General features: G+C 58.1%; 2 protein-coding genes. Both read left to right on the top strand.

Annotated features, from left to right (window positions below; genetic code table 11):
• A partial coding sequence (locus ASF94_RS20795; RefSeq protein WP_235505334.1) for a restriction endonuclease subunit S occupies window positions 1-690 on the top strand: 690 nt, incomplete at its 5' end.
• Window positions 691-706: 16 nt separating this feature from the next.
• On the top strand, window positions 707-1,705 hold the full coding sequence (locus ASF94_RS10705; RefSeq protein ID WP_056665716.1) for an Abi family protein: 999 nt from the start codon (window positions 707-709) through the stop codon (window positions 1,703-1,705).
• The last annotated feature ends 1,013 nt before the right edge of the window (window positions 1,706-2,718 follow it).

Genomic DNA, 2,718 nt, shown 5'->3' with positions numbered 1-2,718 from the left:
GTCTTCTTGGGCAGGGGATCGAACCCCAGCATCTGCTGCTGCTTGTGCGTCATGCTCGCCATCTTGCCTGCGGCTCGCTTCACGCACCAGTCAGCGGCGGGGTTTTGCAGACCTTCCCTAAGCGCTTTGCTGCAGAAGATCGGTGCAGGAAGTACGCCTCTTGGCGGTCGCGAGGTTTATGTCTCGTCAGGTGTGAAATTTCTGCGATCTCAGAATATATGGGACGACGGGTTGCGCCTTGATGGCGTGGCCTTCATCAGGCCAGAAACGCACGCAAAGATGGCGGGCACAGTCGTTGTCGCCAATGATTTGCTGTTCAACATCACTGGCGCATCCATTGGCCGCTGTGCTGTCGTTCCGAGCGATTTCGATGAGGCGAACGTTAGCCAACACGTCACGATCATTCGTGCCGTTTTGCCAGAAATTAATGCCTTCTTGCATAAAGTTCTTGTCTCGCGGCATGTCCAACAGACCGTCATGGATGTGCAGGTTGGCGTATCTCGCGAAGGTTTGAGCATTGGCAAGCTCGGTCAGTTCTTAATTCCCCTGCCACCCCTCGCCGAACAATCCCGCATCGCCACCCGCGTCACCGCCCTGCGCCGCCTGTGCTCCAACCTGCGCCAGCGCCTGGCCGAACGCGAGGCAGTGCAGGCCCGTCTTGCCGAGGCGTTGGTGCAAAAGGCAGGCTGAACACAGTACATGCACCATGGCCTATTCCAAACCCTGGCGAAGCGTTGTCGATCAACTGATTCAGTTGCAAGCCCGTGGCATGCAGATCGGCGATGCAGCCAAGGCCGCGGACTATCTGGAGCGCATCGGGTACTACCGGCTCAGCGGGTATTGGTATGACTTTCGGGTGCGCGGCGAGCCGTTTTGTCCGCTGGATGCGGAAACTGGCCGCAAGCCTAAAAAAGTGCGGGTCGAGCGTCCGGTGCTGGATGAATTCAAGCCCGGCACGCGTTTTCACGACGCGGTGGACTTGTATGTCTTCGACAAAAAACTGCGTTTGCTGGCGCTGGACGCACTGGAGCGCATCGAGGTGGCTTTGCGGGTGGATCTGTCGCACAGGCTGGGAGAGAAAGACGCTTTTGCCTATTTGAAGCCCGAACTGTTTCATGACAACTTTGCACGCAAGCTGGACGCCAAGAACGGCCTGACGCGGCACCACGAATGGCTGACCAAGCACGCGGCCTTGGTCATACGCTCGCGCGAGACCTTCATGGTGCACAACCGAGAAAAGTATGGGTTGCCTCTGGCGATCTGGGTGGCCTGCGAGGTGTGGGACTTCGGGTGCGTGTCCACCCTGTTTTCAGGTCTGCAGTCGGAAGACCAGGATGCCATTGCACAAAGCTACGGAGTGGCAGATGGGCGTGTGTTCGCCAGTTGGCTGCGCAGCTTGAACTATCTGCGCAACGTGTGCGCGCACCACAGCCGTTTGTGGAACCGCAACGTGGTGGAAGAGCCCAAATTGCCACCCGTGGGTGCAGTGCCTGCGCTCGATGCTTTCGTCAACGACAGTGCATTGCGCACGCGTCCATTTCTGCTGCTGTGCATCTGCCAGCACCTGATGCAAGTGATCAATCCGTCTTCTGGCTGGGGCCGCAGATTGAAGCAGCATCTGCAGGCGTTTCCCAACGTGGCGCACCTGGGCATCACGCTGCAAGGGATGGGGGTGGATGCGGGTTGGGAAGAGCGCTCTTGGTAGCGGAGCGCCCAAAGAAAAACCCCCAAGCAGCTAGCATCAAGATGCGTCACTGAAGGGGGCCGTGTTGAGTGGATTGTAATGAGGGACGCCTAACCCGTCAAATTACCACCAGCAAGGGCAACGGGCATCTGTGGACGTCTGCAAAGATCTGCCGGTGGGCGCTTTATCTGACAACACCTTACAACCTTTATAGCTTCCAAGATCTGCCGATTGTGGAGGCAAAGATTAGTCTGTTTCTCGACATTCTGGGGGCATACAACTGCCGGTTGCGGGATAGCGCCGAGCCGCATAGCTCGTCGCGTTTCATGTAACAGGTGAATTGTTCGTCGTGGATGGAGGCGTCTGTTCATGACTTCGTCGCCTGCATCAACGCAGCGGCGTATGAGGAAAAAGGAGGTTCCTCGTCCAACCCGAGCGATATGCCAGCTGGTCTCTGGGGCGACCACCAACGACACCGCAGCTCGTTGCAGACCGTATGGGCAGGGGCCACTGCAGACTTGGCCAGCCAAGATTGCCTTGTGGGCTATCCTGCAGGAGGCTGGTGGCGTACCCGTCCCCTTCCTTGCGACCGCCCGCTACGCCTGACGTACTTACTCAAGGATGGGAGTCGTCTTCCAAGCAGTGACGTCGACGACGATGCGTCCTTGTCGAAATGGGATGCAGACGCCCTAACCAAGAAAGCCATTTCTTAGGTCAAGCCAAAAATCTCCCGAGAGCATCTCGTTTGCTTCATCTGCGGCAGCATCCGGACTGAAGGGGTATACCGCCCGAACGAGAACCAAGCGTCCGTCGACGGTCAGTCGGTACGCGGAAACATAGCCGCGCCAAAGGGCGGTACAAGCAGTCACTTTCGAAAGATCTGGTCGGAACGAATACCGGGGCGGAGTCAAGTCCGAAGTGCAACACATGGGCTACTGCAGAGAGGCCGTGCTGCCGCCGGCCTGGCTGAGAGCGAGCGCAAAGACCTGAAGGGGTGTTCGCCAGTCCAGTGTCTGACGCGGCCGGGTGTTGAG

The organism is Acidovorax sp. Leaf160, from assembly GCF_001424265.1.
Taxonomy (GTDB): domain Bacteria; phylum Pseudomonadota; class Gammaproteobacteria; order Burkholderiales; family Burkholderiaceae_C; genus Paracidovorax.
This window is presented reverse-complemented; position numbering and strand designations above follow the sequence as displayed.